Consider the following 21017-nt stretch of genomic DNA (forward strand, 5'->3'; position numbering starts at 1 on the left):
TTTCTGCCGGCTAGGCGAGGCCACCGTTGACCTCCAGCACATGCCCGTTGACGTAGGTGCTCTCCGGGCCGGCGAGATAGACGGCGGCGTCCGCGATCTCGTGGGCGCGGCCCATGCGGCCCAGGGAGAGCCGGGATTTGTGGGCCTCCCAGACGGCGGGGTCGGCGGAGAACCGCTTGCCCATGCCCTCGTCCACGTATCCGGGCGAGAGGCAGTTGACGTTGATGCCCTTGGGCCCCAGCTCGGCCGCGGCGGTCCGGGTGAACATCTCCACCGCCGCCTTGGTGGCGCTGTAGGCGGAGGCGCCCAGCGCGACCCGGCCGGCCAGGCTGGACGACACGGTGACGATCCGGCCCGTACCCCGCTCCGTCATGTGCCGTGCCGCCTCCCTGACGCACAGGAAGGTGCCGGTGAGGTTGGTGGCCACGGTCTCCTGCCACTCGGGCAGCCCCAGCCGCACGATCTTGCCGTCCCGGCTGGTGCCGGCGTTGCAGACGAGCACGTCGAGTCCGCCGAAGTGCTCCGCCGTGGCACTCATCAGGTCCTGTACGGACCGCTCGTCGGCGACGTCCGCGGGCCGGTAGAGCACGCGGTCGGGTGCCTCCGCCTCCAGTTTGCCGATGTCGTGGGGGTTGCGGGCCGCGCAGACCACCCGGGCCCCCTCGGCGAGGAAGGCCGTGGCGATGGCCAGGCCGAGTCCCTTGGTGCCGCCGGTGATCACGGCCACACGGCCTGCGAGACGCATGTCCTACTCCTCGTTTCAGTACCAGCGCAGGACCGCGGCCGCCGCCGTCATGCCGCCGCCCACCGCCGCGAACAGCAGGTGCTCGCCGCGCCGGAGGAGCCGTTCGTCCGCCGTCGCGCGCAGGGTGAGCGGGATGGAGCCGGCGGCGGTGTTGCCGAGGCGCGGCGCGGTCAGCGGGACCCGTGCGGGGTCGATGCCCAGGTCGGCGGTGAAGGACTCCAGGAGGCGGGTGTTGGCCTGGTGGAAGACGAAGCGGTCGATGTCGTCCACGGACAGTCCGCTGTCGTCGAGGACCTGCTCGACCAGCTTGCGCATGGTGGTCACCGCGTAGTCCTTCACCGCCCGCCCGTCCATGCGCAGCAGGTGGTCGCCGGCCGCCCGGGCGGCCTCGTCCAGCGGCGTGCGGGTGCCGCCGGCCTCGACGCCTACGTAGTGGTGCAGCTCCCCGTTGGAGACCAGCCGCGAGGCGAGCAGGCCGTAGCCGTCCGGCACCCGGCCGAGCAGCACCGCGCCGGCGCCGTCGCCGAAGAGCGAGACCGTGCGCCGGTCGCTCCGGTCCATGATGGTGGAGAACTTGTCCGCGCCGACCAGGAGCAGCTGGTCCTGCTGGGCGGTCCGGCTCAGCAGCCCGTCGGCGAGGGTGAGCCCGTACAGGAAGCCGCTGCACACGGCGTTGATGTCGAAGGCGAGGACGTCCCGCAGGCCCAGCTTGTGCTGGAGGACGGCGGCTGTGGCGGGCTGGGGCACGTCCGGGGTGCAGGTGGCGACGATGATGCCGCCGACGCGCTCCGGGGCGTCAGGGGCCTCCGCGAAGACCTGGCGCACGGCGTGGGCCGCGAGGTCGGAGGTGGTGGTGCCGGCGTCGGCGTAGCGCCGCTCCCGGATGCCCGTGCGCTCGGCGATCCAGTCGGGGGTGGTGCCGCTCCACTCGGCTATCCGCTCGTTGCTGACGACGTCGGCGGGTGTGTGTCCGCCGACCCGGAGGATTCCCACGGGCATGGGCTGTGTCCCTTCTGGGTGTGGGCTCTCGGTGGTGTGATCCCGGTGATGTGATCCCGGTGGTGTGCCGGAGAGCTGTGGCCGGTGCGGGCGGCGCCGGTTCAGGGCCGCCCGACGATGAAGCTGCTGAAGGTGAACCCACCCCCGCTGTTGAGGATCAGCGCGAACTCCCCCGGCGCCAGCCGCTCTTCGCGGGCCAGCTGGGTGAGCGAGGCGTTGAGGTCTCCGGCGCCCAGGTGGCCGGTCGGGGTGCCGAGGTCCAGCAGTTCGGCGGGCGTGACCTGCACCAGCGGCGGGATGTACGCCTCCTCCATCGCCTTCTTGCCGAGCCGGGGCAGGACCGCCCAGCGCAGACGCGGATCGTCGGGTTCCAGGCCGGCGTGGGCGAGGCTCTCCGCCACGGCCCGGCGGACGCCCTGGTGGGCCGCCTTGTAGAACCGGTCGATGCCGTGGCGCCGGATGAACGCCCGCTTGGTGCGCCGGACGTCGATGACCGGGCTGTGCTCCAGGGGCGAGGTGTTGAAGGCGTCGTTCCCCCGGTGCATCTCCTCCAGTTCCGGCACCGACACCGTGCCGGTGGCATGCAGCAGGAGGTCCGCCGGGTACTCGCCCCGGTGTACGACGACGGCGGTGGCCGCGTCGCCCACGGCCATGCCGAAGTCCCCGAGCCAGCGGTCCCACACCGGCGGCTGGAAGCGGTCGGCGGTGGTGACCAGGCCCGGCCCGCACTCGGGGTCCGCCAGCAGCGCCGTGGCGGCGAGTTCGATGCCGGTGGCGCCGCCGTTGCACTGCTGGAGCAGGCCGACGGGCTGGGCCGTGGTGCCGAGTTCGCGGGCGATGTAGTGCGGCGCGGACCAGATGTCGTGGCCCTGGTAGTGGATGCTGGCGTGGAACAGCGTGCCCAGGGCGTCCGGCGGGCAGCCGATCCGTTCGAGGAGGGGCCGGGCGGCGCGGACCGCCATGTCGGGCGGTGCCGTGTCCGCCGACAACAGCAGCCCCTCGTAGCCGAGTTCGCGCGCGGTCTTGGCGTCGACGCGGCCCTCCCGGACCGCGTCGGCGGTGAGGTCGCGGTCCGGCGGGTACCAGGTGTGCCCGGCGAGACCGAGCGGTGCGGGCAGCTTCACGACACCTCGGCCAGCATGCCGTTCACGAACAGGACGAGGGCTTCCGGCGTGGACAGCTTGGACAGCTCCTCCTCGTCGATCGCGACGCCGAACCGCTGCTCGATGGTGGCGGACAGCTCCATCAGGGCCAGCGAGTCGTAGCCCAGCTCGTCGAAGGTCAGGGTGGCGATGTCGGTGTCGGCGTCGAACGACTCGTCCTGCCCGGCGACCTCGACGAGGATGGCGCGCAGGCTCTCGACGGTGAGTTCGGAAGCGGATGCGGACATGGTGTCTCCTCTGCCTTGGGATTTCGTCCGATGTCTTCGGACTTGTCTGAGTCTTCGGACTTGTCTGAGTCTTCGGACTTGTCTGAGTCTTCCGACTTCGTCTGTGTCTTCGGACTTCGTATGAGTCTTCTGACTTCGTCTGAGTCTTCGGGTTTCCGTCTGACTGTTCAGGCCGCCGCCGTGACCACCAGGGCGGAGTTGAAGCCGCCCCGGCCACGGGCCAGGACGAGGGCGCGGCGCACCGGGACGTGGCGCGGTTCGCCGACGACCAGGTCGATGCCGTACTCCGGGTCCGGCTCCACGGTGGCGGGGGCCGGCGGGATCACGTCGTCGCGGAGGGCCAGCAGCGCGGTGGCGACGTCCAGCGGGGCGCCGCCCGCGTAGAGGCGGCCGACCAAGGCCTTGGGCACGCTGACCGGTACGGCCCGTGGCCCGAACACCGCGCTGATCGCCTCCGCCTCGGCCCGGTCGAGGTCGGGGCTGCCGGCGCCGTCCGCGAACACCACGTCGATCTGCCTGGGGTTCAGCCCGGCGTCGGCGAGGGCGTTCTCGGCGGCCCGGCGCAGTCCGGGCGGCCGGCCGGTGCCCGGTGCCGGGTCGAAGGTGGCCGCGTATCCGGCGATCTCGCCGTACCGGCGGGGCGCCCGGCGGGCGTCGGCCGCGTCCTTGTCCTCCAGCACCATGACGGCGCCGCCCTCACCGGGGACGTAGCCGGCGGCCTCGGCGGCGAAGGGCAGGTAGGCCCGGTCGGCGGTGGCGGGCCGGGCGACCCGGCCGCTGGAGATGTGCGAGATCCAGCCCCACGGGTCCAGCGCCGACTCGACGCCGCCGGTCAGCACCATCCGGGTGCCGCGCCGCACGTTGCGCCGCGAGTAGCCGAGGGCGTCGAGCCCGCCGGCCTGCTCGGCGACCAGGGCGGCGCTCGGGCCGCGCAGCCCGTGCCGGATGGAGATCTGGCCGCTGTTGCAGGCGTAGAACCAGGCGAAGGAGAGATAGGCGCTGACCGACTTCGGTCCCTCGCCCCAAAGCTTCTTCAGCTCCCGGTGGCTTAGCGCGAATCCGCCCGCCGCGTTGGACAGCGTGACGCCGCTGCCGTATCCAGCGACGGTATCCGGGTTCAGTTCGGCGTCCTGGAAGGCCGACTCGGCGGCGTACAGCGCGAGGCGGGTCATCCGGTCGGTCTGCGGCAGCAGTCGGCTGGGGATGTGCCGCTTGTCGTCGAAGTCCACGATCTGTCCGCCGAACCGCGCCGAGTAGCGGGTGTCGCCGAACGCGACCTCTCGGATGCCGCTGCGCCCCTTGAGCGTGGCGGCCCAGAAGTCCTCGGTGGTCAGGCCGTTGGGGGCGACCACCCCGATCCCCGTCACCACGGCGCGCTTCATGCCGCCACCTTCCGCGGGCCGTGCAGGACGACGGCGCTCTGGAAGCCGCCGAACCCGCTGCCGACGCTGAGCACGGTGTCGAGGCGGGCCTCACGGGCCGTCAGCGGCACGTAGTCGAGATCGCATTCGGGATCGGGTTCGTGGAGGTTGGCCGTCGGCGGTATGACGTCGTTGACCAGGGCGAGGGCGCAGGCGACGATCTCGATGGCCCCGATGGCGCCGAGGGAGTGCCCGATCATCGACTTGATGCCGCTGACGGGCGTGCGGTACGCGTGCTCGCCCAGGCCGCGCTTGAAGGCGGCGGTCTCGTGGCGGTCGTTCTGGGTGGTGCCCGATCCGTGGGCGTTGATGTAGTCGACGTCCGTGGGGTCGGCGCGTGCCTCGTCCAGGGCGTGCCGGATGGCCTCGGCCATCTCGATGCCGTCCGTCTTGAGGCCGGTCATGTGGTAGGCGTTGCAGCGGGTGGCGTAGCCGGCGACCTCGCCGTAGATGCGGGCGCCGCGGCGGCGGGCGTGCTCGTACTCCTCCAGGACCAGGATGGCGGCGCCCTCGGCGAGGACGAATCCGTTGCGGGTCCGGTCGAACGGCCGGCAGGCCCGCTCCGGTTCGTCGATGCGCGGTGTGGTGGCCTTGATCGCGTCGAAGCAGGCCACCACCATCGGGGAGATCGAGGCGTCGGTGCCGCCCGCGAGGACGATGTCGGCGCTGCCCTCGGTGATCAGGTCGCGGGCGTGCCCGATGGCGTCCATGCCGGAGGTGCAGCCGTCGGAGACCATCATGGCGGGCCCTTCGGCTCCGACCGCCCAGGCGACTTCCTTGACGATGGCGCTCGGCACCATGAAGTCGAACATGTGCGGCGAGAGATAGGCCTCGTCGACCTCCCAGTGGCGCCCGCCGTCGGACAGGATGCGGTACTCGTGCTCCAGGCTGGTCGGTGAGCCGATGGCGCTGCCGACACTGACGGCGACCTTGGCCGGGTCGAGGGCGGCGGAGTCGAGCCCGCTGTCGGCCAGCGCCTCGCGGGCGCAGACCACGCCCAGTTGCGCGGCCCGGTCCATGCGCCGTATCTCCCGGGGCGTCAGGTTCTCCAGCCGCGGATCGAAGTCGCACTCACCGACCACCTGGGACCGGTACGGCGAGGGGTCGAAGCGGGTGATGACACGGGTGGCGGAGCGGCCGTTGCTGATGAGGTCCCAGAACTCCTTGGTGCTGCCACCACCGGGCGTGCGCACCGCCATTCCGGTGATGACCGTACGTCGATTCATCCGTGTTCCTGTTTCCTTTCGGGCGGCCTGCCGTCGCGGGGGTGACCCTCAGGCGGCGGTGGTGTCGGCGGTGAAGTCGGACACGTGCAGCCGGGCCCACTGCGCGAAGGTGTGGGCGGGCTTTCCGGTGATGAGCCGGGTCGGCGGGGCGACGGGCATGGGGTCGCGGGTGAATCCCTCGTGCATGGTGAGCAGGCCCCGGGCGACCGGCTCGGGCACGCCGAGGCCGGCCATCTCGGCGACGGCCCGGTCCGGGGTCAGCTCCTCGAAGCGCAGGGGGCGGCCGAGGGCGGCGCCGATCAGCTCCACCATCCGGCGCTGGGTGAGGGCCTCGGGGCCGGTGAGCAGATACCGCTGTCCCACATGGCGCCGGGACGGATCGGTCAGCGCGGTCGCGGCGACCGCCGCCACGTCCCGCTCGTCGATGGGGGCGAGCGCGGCGTCGCCGTAGGCGGCGCGGACCACGCCGTGGTCGCGGATCTGCGCGCCCCAGAAGCGGATGGTGTTGACGGCGAACATGTCGGGGCGCAGAAACGTCCAGTCGAGTCCGGACTCCTCCACGGCCTCTTCGAGGGCGCGGTGCAGCTGGGCGATGGGGTTGGCGGGGGCACCGGGTTCGCGTTCGATCGCCGCGGACGACAGCAGGACCACCCGGCGCACGCCCTGCTTCTTCGCCAGCGCCAGCAACTGGGAGGTCGCGTCGCGGACCGCCGAGTAGTTGAGGAAGAGGGCGGTGGCTCCGTCCAGCGCCTCCTCCATCGTCTCGGGGGCGGCCGGGTTCGCCTCGACGACCTCGGCGCCGGGCGCGGGCGGGGCGCCGGTGGCGTCGCGGGTCACCGCGCGGACCGGCCGGCCGGCCGCGATCACCTCCGTGACCACATGCCGACCGACATTTCCGGTCGCCCCGGTCACCACAATCATTTCTGTCTCCTCCTGGCACGGACCGCCGCCGTCGCCTTCATGGCCGACCGCTGCCGGATCGTTTTTCGTTGCCTGCATTCGACAAGTATTCGGGCGCTTCTGGAGCGGTTGCGGAAGAGTTCTGGAGCGGGCCGGAGCAATCCGACGACAAGGCGAGGTCCAGGCTGTCTCCATCGCGATTACAGAACACGCGCGGAGGCTGAGGAGGACCGGCAGTGATTCCTTGCCCGCCCCGAAATCCGAAAGGTATTTCCGCATGCGCATTGCCGCCCATCTCGTCCATGAAAACGCCGGAGAACTGGCGCGGTGCGCGGAGCGCGCCGGATTCGATCTCGTCATTTGCGGAGAGGGCTACCGCAGTGACGCGGCCAGCGTGCTCGGCATGGTCGCCGGACAGACCCGGACGATCGGCCTGGCCTCCGGTGTGATGCAGATCCCGGCCCGCTCGCCGGGGCTCGCCGCGCTCACCGCCGTGACGCTCGACGCGCTGAGCGGCGGCCGGTTCCGGCTCGGGCTCGGGGTGTCCAACCCCGATGTGTCCGACGGCTGGTACGGCGTGCCGTTCGACAGGCCGCTGTCCCGGACCCGGGAGTACGTCGACATCGTCCGCGCCGCGCTGAGCGGGCGGCCGGTGCGGTACGAGGGTGAGCACTACCGGTTGCCGGCGGGTGGCCGGGACGCGGCGCCGCTGCACCTCCCGGAGGCCGGCACCACGCGCATCCCCCTCTACCTGGCCGCGTTGAGCGGCCGGAACCTACGGCTGACCGGCGAGATCGCCGACGGCTGGATCGGGGCGTTCGTCTCACCCGAGTCACTGGTCGACGCGGTGCGGGAGCTCCGGGACGGGCGGCAGCGCGCGCACAAGGACATGGCGGGGTTCGAGGTGGCGCCGAGCGTGCCGACCCTGTTCGTCGACGACGTGGCCGAGGGGGTGGGGCGGCTGCGCGGGCATTACGCGCACTTTCTGGCCATGGGCGACCCGGAGCGCAATGTGTACACGGCCCTGGCGCGCCGGCTCGGTTTCGGGGCGGCGATGACCGAGTTCCACCGGCGGGCCGCCGAGGGCGACCTGGCCAAGGCGGCGGAGGCGATCCCCGACGAGCTGATCGACCGGGTCTCGCTGATCGGGCCGGTGGAGCGGATCGCCGAGCGGATGCGGGAGTTCGCGGCGGCCGGGGCGACGACGCTGACCGTCATGCTCTCGCCCGCGCGCACCGATCACAACGGTCGACTGGAACTGCTCCGCAAGGCGGCCCAGGCCCACGCCCTCTCCCACACGGCGACCACTCCGACCCCCGCCCGGGCGTGACGCCCACCGTGTCGGCCGTGGCCTGGAGGGGGATCGGGCCACGGCCGACGCACGGGAGAGGGGCAGCCGACGGAACGGCCTACGAGGCCGTCAACTGCCGTGCCTGGTGTGGCTGTACGGGTCCAGCGGCGCGACAGGCTACGGGACCACCGGTCACCTCGGCAGGCACGGCCAGGCTACCGATCCGTGCGACGGCCCATGCCTGCCCGCGCCGGCCCCCATCCACCACTCCCCCGCCCGCCTCGTCCCCACTGGCCCCCTGTCACCAGGGGGCCGGCTCCGCTTCAGGGGACGTCAAGCGTTGCGCGTGGCGGTGTCCGCCGCCGCTTCCATCGTCGTGCGGCTGCTGCGCTTCAGTGTCGTCTCGACCTGGTCCCGGAACGCCGCCAGGCCGCCCGGTGCCACCTGTCGGGGGTCGAGCATCACCAGGTGACGGGAGGTGACGGCGCTGCGGCCGTCGGTGGTCCTGGTGAAGTGCCAGCTGCCGCTGTGCCCGAGGAGCACCTTCGGCAGCTTGGTCTGCTTGTAGACGATCCGTTCACCGGGCGTGCACACCCGTACCGACGTGGTCCGGTGCGTCGTACCGTCCGCGGCCCTCGTCTCCATCTCCATGTGCTGGACGCCCGGGACCTCCTCGGCGACGTCGACGGCCTCGACGTGCGGCAGCCGCCGCGGCCAGGCCGCGCAGTCGTGGACGAAGCGGTACGCGGGCTCCGGCGCCCCCTCGTACTCGACCGTGTCCTCGAAGGAGAAGACCAACTCGGCCACCGGCACGCCCAGTTCCGCGACGTTCTTCAACGCCTCCAGCTCAGCGGTGCTGTTCTGGTCGAGGATCTCCGTGATTCGCCGCAGGGTGTCCGGGGTGTCGTCGGCGAGGGTGAAGTCGTGCCGGAAGAGCACCCGCGTCCGGCTCCCGCCCCCCGCGTCCGCGCCGAGGTCCCGGAACTCCCAGAGCCCGCCCATCGACGCGATCGGCGGGACACTGCGCTCCTGCCGGAAGCCGACCGTCAGCTTCTCCGCGTCGAACCGCCGGTGCGAGGACCAGGACGCCACCGCGCCCTTGGCGAAGGCCCAGATCCGGAAGCGTTCCTCGGCGGGACCGTGCTCCAGCACGTCGACGTGGACGGTCGGCCCGAAGACCACGGGCCATCGCGAGGCGTCGGCCACCAGACCGTAGACCTCCGTCGCCGGTGCCTCGATGTCGATGCTGTGGGTGACGGACCGACTTTCAGCCATCTTTGATCACCTTTCGCTTCCGCCGGCGCGCGCCGGACCCCGTGCCCCGGCCGGGCACTGCCTGCCTCAGCCTGGCCGGTCGCGCTGGAAGCGATCTGGAAACGTGCTGGGCGGGCCCGTGGACCCCTTGTCCCACCTGGGCGAGGAGCCTCCCCGAGGGGCTCCCGTTTCACTCGTTGTCCGAACGGCTGACACACCGTTGACACAACATCTGGGGTTGGCTGCCGGGGGCGACACAACATGTATGCTCCCACCTGTTTTCGGCGAGCCTCTGGACGCCCACCGCACCTCGTCAAGGAGCACCACGTGACCCCGGCAGTGTCACACCCGCTGCACCAGGGTGGCCCGGGTGAGATACGCCTTGTTCCCGGGCCCCGTCTTTTTGCGTATGCGTCGGACGTACGTGTCCACCGTGTGCGGGCTGATCTGGAGCCGGCGCGCCACCTGACGCTGCGTCAGGCCGGCCGCGAGATGGCGCAGAACCTGGCGCTCGCGCACCGTCAACCGGATCTGCCGCTCGCCGCCGTCGGCGGCCGGGGTGCCGAGCACGGCCCGGACCGAGGCGATGAGTTCCTGCGGCGAGGGCCGGTCGTCGGGCCCGAGCAGCAGCACTTTGGCGTCGGGCACCCGGCGTCCGATGTGCGCGGGCAGCGGGGAGTCGGTGACGACGGCGTCGAGCCGCGGGAGCCCGCGGTCGCCGAGGTCGGGGATGACGGTGATGGCCGGGTCGCTGCTCAGGATCCGGTCCATGGCCCAACGGATCAACGGATGACCGTGAATCAACCCAACTATGTACGAATCCCCCATTGCCCAACACTCCCAGAAAGGCGTGACACATCGAATCCAGTCGCCCGAGACAATAGTTTCGGCCGATGCCGGAAAACCGATCTTGATCACGCTAACAGCAGGCACGCGGCATCGCAAGGTTCACGCCAATCACCCTGCTCAGGTCGGCGTTTTTACTCCACCATTGCTATATGTGGAACATGTTCGGGGTAATCTCCCGAACCCCCGACATGAAACCATACGCAGAACGCAATTTCCGGCGTATTGCGAATTCATTTCCGGAATTCCCCGTCCGCAATTTCCTCACATTTCCCAAGGAGGTACCGTGCAGGCCGACAACCCGCGGCGCTGGCTCACTCTGCCCGTCATCATGTCCGCCTTCTTCATGTACGGATTCGACGCGCAGGTGGTCAATGTCGCGCTTCCGTCCTTACGCCATGATCTGCACGCCGGCGAGGCCGCGCTCGAACTCGTCGTCGGCGGCTACGTCTTCGTGTACGCGACCGGCCTGGTGACGGGCGGCAGGCTCGGCGACCTGATCGGCTACCGCAAGATGTTCCTCGGCGGGATGACCGGGTTCACCCTGGCGTCCGCGCTCTGCGCCGCGTCCCAGACCCCGGCCCAACTCGTGGTGAGCCGGCTGCTCCAGGGCTTCGCGGCGGCGGCGATGGTGCCGCAGATGCTCGCCCTGGTCACCGTGATCTTCCCGCCGGCGGAGCGGCCGCGCGCCCTGTCCTGGTACGGCGTCACGGCCGGCCTCGCCGGCATCTTCGGCCAGATCTGCGGCGGCCTGCTGCTGGTCGCGGACGTCGCCGGCCTCGGCTGGCGCACCATCTTCCTGGTCAACGTGCCGGTCGGCGCGGTCCTGGTGACCCTGGGCCGGCGGCTGCTGCCCCGGACGACCACGGACAAGCGGCCCCGACTGGACCTGGTCGGCGTGGCCGGTGTCTCCGGCTCCCTCGGCCTGGCCCTGGTCCCCCTCATCTTCGGGCGCGGGCTCGGCTGGCCCGCCTGGATCTGGGTCTTCCTCGTGGCCGCCGTGCCCGCGCTGTACCTGACGGTCCGCTGGGAGCACCGGGTCAGCCGGACGGGCGGTCAGCCCCTGCTCGACGTGACGCTGTTCCGCAGCCGCGTCTTCAGCATCGGCATGGCGATGAACGCGGCCTTCATGCTCTTCTTCATGAGCATCAGCTTCGTCCTCAGCCTCTTCGTGCAGGACGGGCTCGGTCTCAGCCCGCTGCGGGCCGGCCTGTGCTTCGTGCCGCTCGCGGTCGGCGCCATGGTCACCTCGCTGGTCGGGCGGCGCCTCATCGCCTCGCACGGGCTGTGGATCATGACGCTGGGCGCGGCGGTCACCACGGTGAGCGTCCTGGTCATCGCGGCGGGGCTGCACATCGTCGGCGACGGCAACTCGGTGCCGGTGCTGCTCGTCGCCCTGACCCTGATGGGCCTGGGCAACGGGTTGATCCTGCCGTCCCTGGTGGGGGTGCCGCTGTCCACCGTCGAACCGGCCCAGGCCGGTGTGGCCTCCGGCATGCTCTCCACGTTCCAGCAGTTCGCGAGCGTCACGGGTCTCGCCTGCGTCGGCACGCTCTTCTTCGCCACGCTCGGCGGCGGCACGAACGCCGGCGCCTACGCTCACGCGACCGAGGTCTCGGCGTGGGTGGCGTTCGGCATCACCTTCCTGATGACCCTGCTCATCCACGTCATCACCCGGGCGGTGGCCCGCGCCACGGCACCGCGCCCGGAACCCGCCGTGGACAAGGACGCGGCCGTGGAGGCCTGATCCCACGGCCCCGGGCAGAAAGAAGCCCGCCTCGCACGGGACCGGACCCGGACACCGTGCGAGGCGGACGCGATACTGCCTGGCGGAGCGATACGGCTTCACGGAGCGATACGGCTTCGCGGACGCGATACAGCCTGGCAGAGCGATACGGCTTCGCGGAGCGACGCCGCTGGCGGAGCGATACGGCCCGGCAGACGCCCGACATCCCTGGCGGACGCGCTACGCCCCCGAGGTCATCGGCGCCCGGGCGGCGGCCCCTCCGGATAGCTGATGCGGTGCTTGGCGGCCAGGGCGAGGATGTCCTGCCAGCCGAGCTTGGACGCACGCTCGCGCAGCTCGATCAGTTCCTCGAACATCAGCTCGGCGCCGCCGGGCGTGGCGAAGCACAGCATCGTGCTGGTCGTACCGGCGATGTTCCGGAAGGCGTGGCTGGTGCCGCGCGGCCCGTAGACGACGGTGCCCACCCCGCCCTCGTACCGCTGGTCGCCGAGCCGGAACGCGTAGGCCCCGCTGGTCACGACGAACGTCTCGTCCTCGTTCTCGTGCAGGTGCAGCGGCGGCCCCCCGTCGGGCGGGGTGATGAACTCCATGAGCGAGAAGAGCCCGCCGGTGTCCGTGCCGCGCAGCAGGAACCTGCCTTCCTCCACCGTCCAGCGCACGGGCTCGACCTCGCCCGGCAGGACGATCTTTCCCGGGGTGATGGTCAACGCCCCGCCTCCCCTTCCTCACCGGCCGCCTCGTCGAAGGCGCCGTCGGCGACGAGTGCGTCCATGTACTCCCGTCCCGCCGGCTCCAGCCGCAGGACGGCGTGGCTGGCCGCGGTGGTCGCGTCCCGCCAGAAGCGCTGGAGCGGCGCCTGCTGGTCGTGGGACGAGGTGCCGGACAGCCGCAGGACGTCCTGGACGGTGTCGGCGAGCAGTTCGGCGGCCACGGCGTGGTGCAGCGCCAGCCGGGCCGTGTCGGTGCCGGGCGCGACACCCGCGTCCGCCGCCGTCGCGGCCTGGTCCAGCAGCAGCCCGGCGGCCTCGGTCCGGGCGAGGCCACGGGCGAGCGCGGTCCCGGCGGCGGTGTCGTTCCCGGCCAGCACCCGGTGGCCGGGGCCGCTCGCGCGCCGGCGCGCCAGGTCGGCGCCGAAGGCCCGCAGCGCTCCGCGTACCGCGCCGAGGACCGGACCGGCGAAGGTCAGCCCGCTGACGGCGCGCAGCGGGACGGCGGAGGTGCGGGGCGCGCCCTGGGGCGGTGTGCCGGCCAGGAGCGCGCCACGGGGGAAGGAGTACTCCTTGGGGACGACGGTGTCCTCGATCCGCAGGCTGTCGCTTCCGGTGGCCCGCATGCCGACCGTGAACCAGCTGTCCTCGATCGTGTACGCCGACCGGGGCACCAGCAGGAAGCGCACCTCGGGCCCGTCGTCGCCGGCCGGCACCGGGCAGGCCACGAGGGCCCAGTCGGAGAAGTGGATCCCGCTGACGTACTGCCAGAGGCCGCTCACCCGCCAGCCGTCGCCGACGTCCGTCGCGGTTCCGCTCGCCACCAGGCCGCAGGCGATGAACGTGTCCGGCGTCCGCTCCCACAGGGCCCGCTGCCCGGCCTCCGGCAGATAGGTGGCCATTCGGCCGAGCGAGGCGACGACCGACGCCACCCAGGCGGCGGACGGATCGCCCTCCGCGGTGTGCGCCGCCGCCCGCACGCAGGCGGCGAAGGTCCCCTCGGTGCCGCCCCAGCGGGCGGGCACGAAATGGCGGGGGAAACCCGCCTCGACCACCGCGTCCGCGACCTCCGGCGTCAGCCGCCGCTCCGTTTCCGACTTCAGCGCGTGCGGTGCGGCCATGTGTGCCAGCCGGCGTCCCGCAGCGACCAGACCGTCCTCGTTACCCGGCATCAGCGCATCGGTGTCCTCTCCAGCAGTGCCGCGTGCCTTCGAAGACCCGATCGTCGGACCGTGCGCTGGAAACCGTCTGGAAAACCGCTCCAGCCCGCGCCGTACCGGTCCCCGCGCGGCCCGGCCGGCGTTCAGCGCTGATCCATTCCGCCTCCAGCGGCCGGAAATAGGTTCCCGTGCCGGGACATTCGCCACGGCGCTTCACGGAGGTGTTCGACGATGCGACAGGTGACGCCGGAACTCTACGCCCGGGTCCAGCATTTCTACGCCCGGCAGACGCACGCCCTCGACAGCGGAAACTTCAAGGAATACGTGGACACCTTCACCGAGGACGCCATTTTTCACCACTCACCCGACGCGCCGCCGGCCCGCACCCGGGCGGGAATTCTCGCCGCCGCCGAGGCCCACCGGGAGGCGACCAAGGACGACCGGGTGACCAGGCGGCACTATTTCAACCAGATCGTGCTCACGCCGCTGCCGGACGACTCGATCCGGGCCACGCTCTACGCACTGGTGGTGCGCACACGGCAGGGCGAGAAGGTTCCGGACATCTGGCCGAGCTGCCTCCTGGAGGACGTCCTCACCGTGGACGGCGACGACATCCTGCTGCGCTCGCGGCACATCTCGTACGACTGATCCAGGCGACCGGCGCGCACGGCCGCGCCGGGCAGGCGATCCTGGGGAGTGGACAGGGTCCCCGAGAAGGCCAGGAGGCTCGGCCGGTGATCGCCGTCAACCCGATGGACAGCGCCTCGGTGCTGGCCGCCTTCGGCGCGCTGGGCGTCCTCGTGGTGCTCTTCGCCGAGTCGGGCCTGCTGGTCGTCGGCTTCTTCCTGCCCGGTGACACGCTGCTGTTCCCGGCCGGTGTGCTGTGCGCGGGCAGCGCCCAGCAGCCGCCGCGACTGGCGCTCTGGCAGGTGCTGGTGTGCGCGGCGGTCGGCGCGGTGGCGGGCGGCCAGGTGGGGTATCTGATCGGACGGCACGGCGGCCGGGCGCTGCTCGCGCGCACGAGCAGCGGGCGGGTGAAGGGCGCGGCGGCGCGGGCGGAGCGGCTGCTGGCGCGCTACGGCTACGGCAAGGCGCTGGTGATCGGCCGGTTCGTGCCGCTGCTGCGGACGGTCCTGCACCCGGTGGCCGGGGCCCTGGGCGTGCCGACGCGGACCTTCACCCTCTGGCAGACGGTGGGCGGGGTGCTGTGGTCGCAGACGCTGGTGCTCGCCGGGTACACCCTGGGTGCGTCCGTCCCGCACATCGACGACTATCTGCTGCCGCTGGTCGCCGTGGTCGTCGTCCTGTCGCTGCTGCCGCTGCTGCCGGAGGCCCTCCGCGCCCGCCGGGAGCGGCGCGACTCCGCACGCTGAACGCGCTACAGCTCGGCCGCCCGGTGCGTGCCCCGCCCCGCCACCGCCGTGAGCACCACCGGCAGCCCGGCCGGCTCGGTGTCGGGCACCCGCAGCGGGTCGTCGGCCAGGCCCGTCAGGTCGGCGCGGTCCTCCTCGTCGGCGGCCCAGGCGGCGTCGACGGTCATGCCCTGAAGCGCCTGGAGCACGGTGAGGGCCTGCCCCGGGCCGTGCGGGAGCCGCGAGAGATCGGCGGGGCGGCAGTACCGGGCGCCGGCCATGACCTCCAGCGGCGGGTACGACGCGATGGGCCAGTCGGAGCCGAGGACGACCCGGACCCCGGCCTCCCGCAGATCACGGCGGCGAAAGGCGCGCCCGGCCCACTCCTCCCCGAGCCGCCGGGACCAGGTGTCGGTGTGGTCGGCGCGGTTGAACTCGCGACAGTGGGTCGGCTGCATGGAGGCGACGACGCCGAGCGGGGTGAAGCGTCGTAGCGTGTCGTCCGGGACGGTCTCGATGTGCGTGGGCCGGCCCGCCGTATCGCAGACGATCTCCGAGCCGTGGGCGAACTCCCGGGCTCGTCGATACGGGCCGGCTCCAGCGCACGCTCGCCCGCCAGCGCCCAGTGCGCGTGGAACAGGTCGGTCAGGGCGGGAATGGCGGGGCGAGGACCGGGCCGAGGGCGGCGTTGGCGACCGGGGCGGTGCCGAAGGCGTTGGGGTTCGGACCCCAGCCACGCAGCCAGGCGCCCGGCCGCAGCGTCCGGACCGCCTCGGCGAGCGTGGCCCGTACGGCGTCCAGGTCTCGGCAGCCGGCCGGATCGACGCCCATGGTCCGCTCCGCCCCGGAGACCGGGTGCGGATGCCCGTCGGTGAGCCGGTGGTGACAACGGCACCGGGCAGGTCCACCACGGTGGTACCGGGCCCGACGAGGGCACGGGCGCCCCGATCGTCAAAGAAGACACATCCGCTCCCGCTCAGCGGCGAGCGCGGTGCACGCCGACAAGGCCGGTGGACGTCTCGTCCGCCAGGGCCGGGCCCTGGTAGCGGTTGCGGCGCAGCACGATGTCCATGGCGTGGACGGCCGTACTCGGGCCGAGCAGGAGCACGGTCAACGGCGTGTGGCGGTGCCCCGGCGTGCTGTGGCTTCGGCACCGGAGGCCTCCGCGCGCCCCTGCCCGCCTGCCCTGGCCCTCTCCGAAGGAGCCCCTCATGCCCTTCTGGTACACCGGCGGCGTCAACCCGGCCGACGCGCCGCCCCTCGGGTCGGGGGTGGGCGCGTCCGCGCTGTGTGTCGACACCGTCTGCACCGGCTCCGTGGCCTCCGCCCAGGGGCGGCATCGACCTGGCCCTGCCTGCGGGCCTGGTGGTGGCGTCGGGGGTCTTCGCGCTGCTGATGCGACGGACCGCTGCCACCGGATGAGGGCGTCGTCCGCTCACACCTCGCCGAGGAACCCCGGGTCCGCCGGGCCCAGTCGCCGGGCGAAGTCGGCGGCGACGCCCACGACTTCGCGGAGCGCCACGGCCCGTCTGCTGGTGGCGGCGAGATCCTCGTGCGCCTCCTTGGACCACAGGAACGGGACGACGCTGATGCCCTGGGACAGCTCAAGGGCCGCCGACTCCTCCCGCCAGCCCGGCCAGCGCAGCCCCGCGTAGAACCTGTCCAGCCCACCGGACAGCAGCCAGCCGATCCACGCCGAGTGGCCCATGTCCAGCGCCTCCCACTCCAGCGTGTCCGGCGCGAAGTAGGTCAACTGCCCCGGCTCGCCCGGCCGGCCGTTGCCCGCGGGGTCATGGCCGTTGAGGCAGAAGACACCGCCTAGCACGTCATGGCCGACGACGAGCCCGGCCGCCGGGTACCACTGGGGGTCGAACTCGCCGGGAAACCCGTTGACCCGGCCGAGGCTCGGCAGCCCGCCGCCGGCGCCACCCGCGCCGTACACCCGCAGCCAGCCGTCGTCCAGGACCAGCCCACCGCAGTGCAGGGTCAGCGCACCGAGCACCGACCTCGCCGTCACCTGCAACTGGAGCAGGCAGCGGCGGCCCTCGTCGGCGTCGGCGGGCAGCACCCGTAGGGGTACGGCGCTGCCGGTGAACGCCTGCTCAAGCTCCGGCCAGGCCGGATCGGCCACCTGGACCAGCTCGTCGATCTCTCGCATCCGCCGATGATCGCAGCAGGTTCCGGCCGCGGCTCAGCCGGCCCGGCGCGCCGCGCGGCCCTTGCCGTCCGTGGCGTCTTGGCGACCGTTGTCGTCCGTGCCGCCTTGGCGACACTTGCCGTCCTAGCGCTCCTTGCCGTCCTTGCCGTCCTTGCGCCGCTTCCGGTTCGGCCGGCGCGGGCGGTGCACCGTGTCCAGTTCCCCCACCGCCGCGCGCACATGGGCCGCTTCGCCCGGCTGCCCGCCGCCGGCGCAGCTCCAGGCCGGGCGCCCGGCCTCCTCCCCCACATGCATCCCGAGGCCGTGCAGGGTGCAGACCGGCCACACCTGCCACAGGCACCCCATGATCGTTTCCTGCGCGGCCTCGGCAACGCTGCCCAGCGCGCAGTCGGCGGAGCGGGACGGCCACAGGGAGTTGCCGTGCGCGTTGCCGTCGGCCAGCGCGACGTAGACCTGTTCGTCCTCGTCTTCGTCCGCCGGGTACGCGATGAGGCACAGCGGAGCCTGTTCGGGCAGGGTGGCCGCGAGGTCCCGGTTGACCGCCGCCAGCGCCTCGTCCCACAGCGGGTGTTCACCGGAGGGGACGAAGCGCGGCTCGGGCGGGCTCGGGAAGGAAGGGCGCATGCCGTCATTGTCCCCGTTCGCAGGGGGGAGCGGGTGCGGCGGGCAACGAGGCGTTCTGGACGGGTTCGTGACCATCCGTGAGACTGGGGCGGACGATTCGACGCCCCCGGCTGTCCAGGACGGTGACATGGAAGAGGAGATCCCGCGCGTCGCGCTCACTCCGCAGGCCGCGGAGCTGGTGCGCCGCCTGCGCGCCGAGCACGGCCCGCTGATGTTCCACCAGTCCGGCGGCTGCTGTGACGGCAGCGCCCCGATGTGCTACCCGGACGGCGAGTTCCGCACCGGCGGCTCCGACGTGCTGCTGGCTGAGCTGACGGTGGACGGCGTGCCCGAGCCCGTCACGTTCTGGATGTCGCGGAGCCAGTACCAGGCCTGGAGCCACACCCGGCTGATCGTGGACGTTGTGCCGGGACGAGGCAGCGGCTTCTCCCTGGAGGCACCCGAGGGGGTGCGTTTTCTCACCCGTTCTCGCGTCGTCGACGCCTAGTCGGCCCGCCGGCCGCCCAAGTCTGGTCCACTGCCCCTGCGCTGAGGAGAGTTGACGAGACATCAGGGGGCACGGTGGCGAGACCTCGCAGGCGTTCGGCGGCGGGCAGAGCGGTTCTCACGGTTGTCACGGCGTTCGGTGTGCTGGCCGGCGCCGCCCTGGCGGGGGCGGCACCGGCCGGTGCCGCGCCCGCGGGCAGACGGCTCGCGCCGGGCGTCACCTACCGGCAGTTCGACATCGACGGGGCGGCGGGGACGGCCCGCGCCCATCTGGTCACGGTGGACCTGGCCGATCCGCACGTCCACGTCGACCTGCTGTACCCGGGCGCGGTGGCGGCCCGGGCGGCCGTCTCCCGGCTGGCGGACTCGGCCGGTGCGGTCGCCGGGGTGAACGGCGACTTCTTCAACATCACGGAGACGCAGCACCCGGGCGTGGAGGCCACGGGCGCGGCCGTCGGACCGGCCGTGGCCGACGGGCAGGTACTCAAGGCGGCGGTGCCGAAGGGCCAGCGGTTCGGGCCCGCGCTGCCCCCGGGCACGAGCACCCGGGACGTGTTCGGCGTCGGCACCGACCGGCGGGCCCGCCTGGACCGTCTCTCCCTCTCCGGCTCGGTCGGCACCCCGGACGGACAACTGCCGTTGAAGGGCCTCAACCAGTACGCGCTCCCGGTGGACTCCGTCGGCGCCTTCACCGCGCGCTGGGGCAGCGCCTCCCGGGTGCGGGCCGTGTGCGGCACCGACGCCGAACGCGCGGCGCCGTGCAGCGACGACACCTACGAGGTGAAGGTGCGCGACGGCCGGGTGGTCTCCGCCACCGACGCCCCGGGCAGCGGCACGATCCCGGCGGGCACCACGGTCCTGGTGGGCCGCGAGGAAGGCGCGCGGCAGTTGCGCAAGCTGTCGGTCGGTGACCCGGTGGACGTGTCGCACACTCTGGTGGCGGCCTCGTCCGGGGTGCCGTACACGTTCGCGATCGGCGGTTTCCCGATCCTGCGCGACGGCAGCCCGCTGTCCGGCCTGGACGACGGCACGTCGGCGGTGCGGACGGTCGTCGGATACAAGGGCGGCGGGCAGCAGATGCTGCTGTTGGCGCTCGACGGCTCGGCGAAGTACCGCACCGGGCTGACCGTCGCCGAGGAGGCGGAGACCATGCGGTCGCTGGGGGCCACCGCCGCCTTCAACCTCGACGGCGGCGGCTCCACGGAGCTGGTCGCCCGCGACACGGACGACACCGCCGTGACGGTGCGCAACCACCCGAGCGGCGGTGCCGAACGCCCGGTGCCCAACGGCATCGGCGTCTTCTCCGCACAGTGAGACCGATCAGGGCCGCAGGCTGCTCACCAGGTCGGCCGTCGCGGTGAGCCCGCTGTGGATGGTGGGCGCCATGCTGGTGCTGGCCAGGTAGAAGCCGAGCAGCAGGCAGACCAGGGCGTGTGAGATCTTCAGCGAGCAGTTGCGAATGAAGATCACGGCCAGGATCAGAAGCAGCAGCACCACAGAGATGGAAATGGCCATCGGGAACCCTCCTCCGCCACGCCCCATGTGCGGCGTTCGGCCGCAAGTGTGGCGTAGCGGAGGGTTCGTCCGGGCGGCTGACGTGTCCTCCGATCGTGTGGTCTTATGCGGAGGGGTGGGCGTCGAGGAAGGACTCCAGGCCGGCGAGGTCGTCGGTGTTGAGGTAGTCGACCCCGGCGGCGAGCAGTTCCGTCCACAGCGCGTTCCGGGCCGGGCCCGCGGTGTCGGGGGTGGCCCAGAACCGCACCTGCTGCCCGCGCGCGTGGGCGGCACCGGTGATGCCGCGCAGCTTCTGCCGCTCGGCCTCCGGGAACGTCCCGACACCCGCCCAGGTGAAGTTCTGCGTCCAGTTGTCGCTGATCAGCGAGATGAAGGAGGCCGGGGCGGCGCCGCCGAGGTCGGCGAGCCGGCCGTCGTAGAAGGCGCGCCGCTCGGTCTGCGCCTCCATCGGCGCCCGGGCCGCCCGGTCGCCGGAGATGACCGCGGTGACCGGCCCGGGGTGGACACGGCCGTGCGCGTACCGGGTGAACAGGTGCGGGTAGCGGCGCAGGTGGCGGTCGAGTTCGAGGTACGTGGCGGAGCCCTCGGTCTTGATGTCGATGAGGAGCTGGAGCGGTCGGCGCGAACCCCGGTGGACCGACCCGTGGTTGGCCCTGACCCGGGCGGCGAGCGGTTCCAGGTAGAGGGATTCCAGGGTGCGGGACGGGTCGAGGTCGGATGCCTCGTGGCCGATGAGGAGCTGGTCGCCGACGAGGAAGATGTCGGCTTCGACGCTGCCGAAGCGGTGGTCGAGGGCGTCGGACAGGGGTCGCGGGTGCTCGTAGTCGTTGTGGGCGTGGGCGTGCCACAGCGGGCGCGGCTGACGCGTCCGCTCACCGGCCAGCGCGCGGCTCGCGGGCAGCGCGAACGTGCCCGCGAGGGCGGCGCCGAGGGTGGTGAGGGCTCTGCGACGGGTGGTGAGGGCCATGCACTGCCTCCCTGGGGTTGATGGGAACCGGGGAGAGTATCCGTGCACTTGCCACGGAAGGGGCCCCCTCTCGCGGGGAGTTGGCGCTCTGTTCACTTCGTCGGCGTGCGCGCACGAAAAAGCCCGCCCCGGGTGGACGCTGTTGGTTTATTCCGCCCCGCTGGATCTCATTCAGCGGGGCGGAGTGCTGCGAAGGGTGAAACGCGGGTCTTGGCGAGTGGTCTGCCGG

24 protein-coding genes are annotated in these 21017 nt (G+C 72.2%); 6 read left to right on the top strand and 18 right to left on the bottom strand.

Features of this window, described 5'->3' with window-relative positions:
* Window positions 1-10: 10 nt before the first annotated feature.
* The 7 genes from ACZ4WH_RS14525 to ACZ4WH_RS14555 form a co-directional block, all read right to left on the bottom strand.
* Entirely contained in the window at window positions 11-745 is a 735-nt protein-coding gene (locus ACZ4WH_RS14525; protein WP_468180183.1) for an SDR family NAD(P)-dependent oxidoreductase, read from the bottom strand.
* 15 nt (window positions 746-760) lie between these two features.
* Window positions 761-1744, bottom strand: a complete 984-nt coding sequence (locus ACZ4WH_RS14530; protein WP_468180184.1) for a 3-oxoacyl-ACP synthase III family protein — start codon at window positions 1742-1744, stop codon at window positions 761-763.
* Window positions 1745-1845: 101 nt separating this feature from the next.
* Window positions 1846-2868 carry a ketoacyl-ACP synthase III family protein gene (locus ACZ4WH_RS14535; RefSeq protein ID WP_468180186.1) on the bottom strand — a complete coding sequence of 341 codons (1023 nt, stop codon included), beginning with the start codon at window positions 2866-2868 and terminating at the stop codon, window positions 1846-1848.
* Complete coding sequence (locus ACZ4WH_RS14540; RefSeq protein ID WP_468180188.1) at window positions 2865-3134, bottom strand: acyl carrier protein; 270 nt, start codon at window positions 3132-3134, stop codon at window positions 2865-2867. The genes ACZ4WH_RS14535 and ACZ4WH_RS14540 overlap by 4 nt, the downstream gene beginning before the upstream one ends.
* A 167-nt stretch (window positions 3135-3301) precedes the next feature.
* Window positions 3302-4516, bottom strand: coding sequence for a ketosynthase chain-length factor (locus tag ACZ4WH_RS14545; RefSeq protein ID WP_468180190.1), 1215 nt, complete (start codon window positions 4514-4516; stop codon window positions 3302-3304).
* Window positions 4513-5781 (bottom strand): beta-ketoacyl-[acyl-carrier-protein] synthase family protein, encoded by a 1269-nt coding sequence (locus ACZ4WH_RS14550; protein WP_468180192.1) that lies wholly within the window; start codon window positions 5779-5781, stop codon window positions 4513-4515. The genes ACZ4WH_RS14545 and ACZ4WH_RS14550 overlap by 4 nt, the downstream gene beginning before the upstream one ends.
* A gap of 48 nt (window positions 5782-5829) precedes the next feature.
* On the bottom strand, window positions 5830-6702 hold the full coding sequence (locus tag ACZ4WH_RS14555; RefSeq protein WP_468180194.1) for an NAD(P)H-binding protein: 873 nt from the start codon (window positions 6700-6702) through the stop codon (window positions 5830-5832).
* Between the two features lie 256 nt (window positions 6703-6958).
* Between ACZ4WH_RS14555 and ACZ4WH_RS14560 the strand changes: the two genes are divergently transcribed.
* The gene (locus ACZ4WH_RS14560; protein ID WP_468180196.1) at window positions 6959-8011 is read left to right on the top strand and encodes an LLM class flavin-dependent oxidoreductase; all 1053 of its coding nucleotides are present in this window, start codon (window positions 6959-6961) and stop codon (window positions 8009-8011) included.
* A gap of 294 nt (window positions 8012-8305) precedes the next feature.
* Here ACZ4WH_RS14560 and ACZ4WH_RS14565 read toward each other — a convergent pair whose 3' ends face one another.
* Together ACZ4WH_RS14565 and ACZ4WH_RS14570 are read right to left on the bottom strand one after the other, a co-directional pair.
* Window positions 8306-9247, bottom strand: a complete 942-nt coding sequence (locus tag ACZ4WH_RS14565) for an aromatase/cyclase (protein WP_468180197.1) — start codon at window positions 9245-9247, stop codon at window positions 8306-8308.
* A 321-nt stretch (window positions 9248-9568) separates the two neighbouring features.
* On the bottom strand, window positions 9569-9997 hold the full coding sequence (locus ACZ4WH_RS14570; protein ID WP_468180199.1) for a helix-turn-helix transcriptional regulator: 429 nt from the start codon (window positions 9995-9997) through the stop codon (window positions 9569-9571).
* A 361-nt stretch (window positions 9998-10358) separates the two neighbouring features.
* On the opposite strand from ACZ4WH_RS14570, the gene ACZ4WH_RS14575 reads away from it, so the two are divergent.
* Entirely contained in the window at window positions 10359-11819 is a 1461-nt protein-coding gene (locus tag ACZ4WH_RS14575) for an MFS transporter (protein ID WP_468180200.1), read from the top strand.
* A gap of 233 nt (window positions 11820-12052) precedes the next feature.
* Here ACZ4WH_RS14575 and ACZ4WH_RS14580 read toward each other — a convergent pair whose 3' ends face one another.
* Both ACZ4WH_RS14580 and ACZ4WH_RS14585 read right to left on the bottom strand, forming a co-directional pair.
* Window positions 12053-12526 carry a cupin domain-containing protein gene (locus ACZ4WH_RS14580; protein WP_468180202.1) on the bottom strand — a complete coding sequence of 158 codons (474 nt, stop codon included), beginning with the start codon at window positions 12524-12526 and terminating at the stop codon, window positions 12053-12055.
* Window positions 12523-13698, bottom strand: coding sequence for an acyl-CoA dehydrogenase family protein (locus ACZ4WH_RS14585; protein WP_468180204.1), 1176 nt, complete (start codon window positions 13696-13698; stop codon window positions 12523-12525). The genes ACZ4WH_RS14580 and ACZ4WH_RS14585 overlap by 4 nt, the downstream gene beginning before the upstream one ends.
* Before the next feature lie 219 nt (window positions 13699-13917).
* Between ACZ4WH_RS14585 and ACZ4WH_RS14590 the strand changes: the two genes are divergently transcribed.
* The gene (locus tag ACZ4WH_RS14590; protein ID WP_468180206.1) at window positions 13918-14334 is read left to right on the top strand and encodes a nuclear transport factor 2 family protein; all 417 of its coding nucleotides are present in this window, start codon (window positions 13918-13920) and stop codon (window positions 14332-14334) included.
* An 86-nt stretch (window positions 14335-14420) separates the two neighbouring features.
* On the top strand, window positions 14421-15059 hold the full coding sequence (locus tag ACZ4WH_RS14595; RefSeq protein ID WP_468180209.1) for a DedA family protein: 639 nt from the start codon (window positions 14421-14423) through the stop codon (window positions 15057-15059).
* Window positions 15060-15064: 5 nt separating this feature from the next.
* On the opposite strand, the gene ACZ4WH_RS14600 is transcribed toward ACZ4WH_RS14595, so the two are convergent.
* The 5 genes from ACZ4WH_RS14600 to ACZ4WH_RS14620 form a co-directional block, all read right to left on the bottom strand.
* Complete coding sequence (locus tag ACZ4WH_RS14600) at window positions 15065-15664, bottom strand: amidohydrolase family protein (protein ID WP_468180226.1); 600 nt, start codon at window positions 15662-15664, stop codon at window positions 15065-15067.
* Between the two features lie 19 nt (window positions 15665-15683).
* Window positions 15684-15869, bottom strand: a complete 186-nt coding sequence (locus ACZ4WH_RS14605; protein WP_468180210.1) for a hypothetical protein — start codon at window positions 15867-15869, stop codon at window positions 15684-15686.
* 145 nt (window positions 15870-16014) lie between these two features.
* Entirely contained in the window at window positions 16015-16152 is a 138-nt protein-coding gene (locus tag ACZ4WH_RS14610; RefSeq protein WP_468180211.1) for a hypothetical protein, read from the bottom strand.
* 321 nt (window positions 16153-16473) lie between these two features.
* On the bottom strand, window positions 16474-17196 hold the full coding sequence (locus tag ACZ4WH_RS14615) for a DUF2625 family protein (protein ID WP_468180212.1): 723 nt from the start codon (window positions 17194-17196) through the stop codon (window positions 16474-16476).
* Window positions 17197-17319: 123 nt separating this feature from the next.
* Window positions 17320-17820 (bottom strand): hypothetical protein, encoded by a 501-nt coding sequence (locus tag ACZ4WH_RS14620; protein ID WP_468180213.1) that lies wholly within the window; start codon window positions 17818-17820, stop codon window positions 17320-17322.
* 127 nt (window positions 17821-17947) lie between these two features.
* On the opposite strand from ACZ4WH_RS14620, the gene ACZ4WH_RS14625 reads away from it, so the two are divergent.
* Both ACZ4WH_RS14625 and ACZ4WH_RS14630 read left to right on the top strand, forming a co-directional pair.
* On the top strand, window positions 17948-18307 hold the full coding sequence (locus ACZ4WH_RS14625) for a DUF779 domain-containing protein (protein ID WP_468180215.1): 360 nt from the start codon (window positions 17948-17950) through the stop codon (window positions 18305-18307).
* A 140-nt stretch (window positions 18308-18447) separates the two neighbouring features.
* Complete coding sequence (locus ACZ4WH_RS14630; RefSeq protein ID WP_468180217.1) at window positions 18448-19620, top strand: phosphodiester glycosidase family protein; 1173 nt, start codon at window positions 18448-18450, stop codon at window positions 19618-19620.
* Window positions 19621-19626: 6 nt separating this feature from the next.
* Here ACZ4WH_RS14630 and ACZ4WH_RS14635 read toward each other — a convergent pair whose 3' ends face one another.
* Together ACZ4WH_RS14635 and ACZ4WH_RS14640 are read right to left on the bottom strand one after the other, a co-directional pair.
* Window positions 19627-19821: a hypothetical protein gene (locus ACZ4WH_RS14635; protein WP_358644418.1), complete on the bottom strand. Its 195-nt coding sequence runs from the start codon at window positions 19819-19821 to the stop codon at window positions 19627-19629.
* A 103-nt stretch (window positions 19822-19924) separates the two neighbouring features.
* A complete protein-coding gene (locus tag ACZ4WH_RS14640) occupies window positions 19925-20788 on the bottom strand; it encodes a phosphatidylinositol-specific phospholipase C/glycerophosphodiester phosphodiesterase family protein (protein ID WP_468180218.1) in 864 nt (287 codons plus the stop codon).
* Between the last annotated feature and the right edge of the window lie 229 nt (window positions 20789-21017).

Source organism: Streptomyces sp. NPDC029138 (assembly GCF_055564375.1).

What these genes read in the sequence shown, in the direction of transcription:
- ACZ4WH_RS14635 (WP_358644418.1), bottom strand. Translation starts at nt 19,821, where the DNA reads ATGGCCATTTCCATCTCTGTGGTGCTGCTGCTTCTGATCCTGGCCGTG.
- ACZ4WH_RS14545 (WP_468180190.1), bottom strand. Translation starts at nt 4,516, where the DNA reads ATGAAGCGCGCCGTGGTGACGGGGATCGGGGTGGTCGCCCCCAACGGC.
- ACZ4WH_RS14560 (WP_468180196.1), top strand. Translation starts at nt 6,959, where the DNA reads ATGCGCATTGCCGCCCATCTCGTCCATGAAAACGCCGGAGAACTGGCG.
- ACZ4WH_RS14625 (WP_468180215.1), top strand. Translation starts at nt 17,948, where the DNA reads ATGGAAGAGGAGATCCCGCGCGTCGCGCTCACTCCGCAGGCCGCGGAG.
- ACZ4WH_RS14555 (WP_468180194.1), bottom strand. Translation starts at nt 6,702, where the DNA reads ATGATTGTGGTGACCGGGGCGACCGGAAATGTCGGTCGGCATGTGGTC.
- ACZ4WH_RS14615 (WP_468180212.1), bottom strand. Translation starts at nt 17,196, where the DNA reads ATGCGAGAGATCGACGAGCTGGTCCAGGTGGCCGATCCGGCCTGGCCG.
- ACZ4WH_RS14530 (WP_468180184.1), bottom strand. Translation starts at nt 1,744, where the DNA reads ATGCCCGTGGGAATCCTCCGGGTCGGCGGACACACACCCGCCGACGTC.
- ACZ4WH_RS14605 (WP_468180210.1), bottom strand. Translation starts at nt 15,869, where the DNA reads ATGGGCGTCGATCCGGCCGGCTGCCGAGACCTGGACGCCGTACGGGCC.
- ACZ4WH_RS14540 (WP_468180188.1), bottom strand. Translation starts at nt 3,134, where the DNA reads ATGTCCGCATCCGCTTCCGAACTCACCGTCGAGAGCCTGCGCGCCATC.
- ACZ4WH_RS14525 (WP_468180183.1), bottom strand. Translation starts at nt 745, where the DNA reads ATGCGTCTCGCAGGCCGTGTGGCCGTGATCACCGGCGGCACCAAGGGA.
- ACZ4WH_RS14590 (WP_468180206.1), top strand. Translation starts at nt 13,918, where the DNA reads ATGCGACAGGTGACGCCGGAACTCTACGCCCGGGTCCAGCATTTCTAC.
- ACZ4WH_RS14640 (WP_468180218.1), bottom strand. Translation starts at nt 20,788, where the DNA reads ATGGCCCTCACCACCCGTCGCAGAGCCCTCACCACCCTCGGCGCCGCC.
- ACZ4WH_RS14550 (WP_468180192.1), bottom strand. Translation starts at nt 5,781, where the DNA reads ATGAATCGACGTACGGTCATCACCGGAATGGCGGTGCGCACGCCCGGT.
- ACZ4WH_RS14620 (WP_468180213.1), bottom strand. Translation starts at nt 17,820, where the DNA reads ATGCGCCCTTCCTTCCCGAGCCCGCCCGAGCCGCGCTTCGTCCCCTCC.
- ACZ4WH_RS14585 (WP_468180204.1), bottom strand. Translation starts at nt 13,698, where the DNA reads ATGCCGGGTAACGAGGACGGTCTGGTCGCTGCGGGACGCCGGCTGGCA.
- ACZ4WH_RS14565 (WP_468180197.1), bottom strand. Translation starts at nt 9,247, where the DNA reads ATGGCTGAAAGTCGGTCCGTCACCCACAGCATCGACATCGAGGCACCG.
- ACZ4WH_RS14570 (WP_468180199.1), bottom strand. Translation starts at nt 9,997, where the DNA reads ATGGACCGGATCCTGAGCAGCGACCCGGCCATCACCGTCATCCCCGAC.